Genomic DNA, 1,297 nt, shown 5'->3' with positions numbered 1-1,297 from the left:
CGGGGAGGCCGTTGTGAGTGGGGCGGGCGCCGTGGATGACGGTCTGGTCGCCGAGCTGGTGGCCCGGGCTCAGGCCGGTGGGGTGAAGCTCACCGGGGAGGGCGGCCTGCTGCAGCAGCTGACGAAGCGGGTGCTGGAGTCCGCGCTGGAGGGCGAACTCACCGATCATCTGGGGCACGAGCCCGGTGAGCGGGCCGAGGGCGGCCGGGAGAACTACCGCAACGGGCACCGGTCCAAGACAGTGATCACCGAGTCGGGGCCGGTCGAGATCGCGGTGCCGCGGGACAGGGCCGGGTCGTTCGAGCCGCAGCTGGTCAAGAAGCGTCAGCGGCGTCTGGGCGGGGTGGACGAGATGGTCCTGTCGTTGTCGGCGAAAGGGCTGACGCACGGGGAGATCTCCGCGCATCTCGCCGAGGTGTACGGCGCGGAGATCTCCAAGTCCACGATCTCCACGATCACCGACAGCGTGATGGCCGGCATGACGGAATGGCAGAACCGTCCCCTGGACAGCGTCTACCCGGTCGTCTTCATCGACTGTGTGAACGTGAAGGTCAGGGACGGGCAGGTCGCCAACCGGCCTGTCTATATGGCGGTGGCGGTCACCGCCGAGGGACACCGGGACATCCTGGGCCTGTGGATCGGCGACGGCGGGGAGGGTGCGAAGTACTGGCTCCAGGTCCTGACCGAGATCAAGAACCGCGGCGCGGCCGATGTCCTGATGCTGGTCTGCGACGGCCTGACCGGCCTCCCGGACGCCGTGAACACCGTCTGGCCTGCGACGATCGTCCAGACCTGCGTCGTTCACCTTCTGCGGAACAGCTTCCGTTACGCGGCCCGGCAGGACTGGGAGAAGATCGCGAAGGCGCTCAGGCCCGTCTACACCGCGCCGACTGAAGAGGCCGCGCTGGAGCGGTTCGTGGAGTTCACCGACACCTGGGGCGGGAAGTATCCGGCGATTGTCCGGCTGTGGGAAGCGGCCTGGGCGGAGTTCGTGCCCTTCCTCCGGTTCGACGTGGAGATCCGCAAGATCATCTGCACCACCAACGCGATCGAGAGCATCAACGCGCGCATCCGCAAGGCCGTCCGGGCCCGGGGACACTTCCCCACCGATCAGGCCGCCCTCAAGTGCGTCTACCTGGCCGTCATGAGCCTGGACCCGACCGGCACCGGACGCAAACGCTGGACCATGCGCTGGAAGGCCGCGCTCCAAGCCTTCGACATCACCTTCGACGGCCGGCTCACCGCCGGACGCCGCTGAACAAAACCGACCGAGTTCCACCGTTCGCTACACAGACCC

1 protein-coding gene is annotated in these 1,297 nt (G+C 67.8%); it reads left to right on the top strand.

Going from position 1 to position 1,297, the window contains the following annotated elements; genetic code table 11:
- Positions 1–13: 13 nt before the first annotated feature.
- Positions 14–1,258, top strand: a complete 1,245-nt coding sequence (locus IE178_RS34995; RefSeq protein ID WP_193515063.1) for an IS256 family transposase — start codon at positions 14–16, stop codon at positions 1,256–1,258.
- Positions 1,259–1,297 lie beyond the last annotated feature (39 nt).

It is taken from the genome of Streptomyces griseoloalbus, assembly GCA_014650015.1.
Taxonomy (GTDB): domain Bacteria; phylum Actinomycetota; class Actinomycetes; order Streptomycetales; family Streptomycetaceae; genus Streptomyces; species Streptomyces griseoloalbus.
The sequence above is the reverse complement of the archived record's forward strand: the minus strand, read 5'-3'. Positions and strand labels throughout refer to the sequence as shown.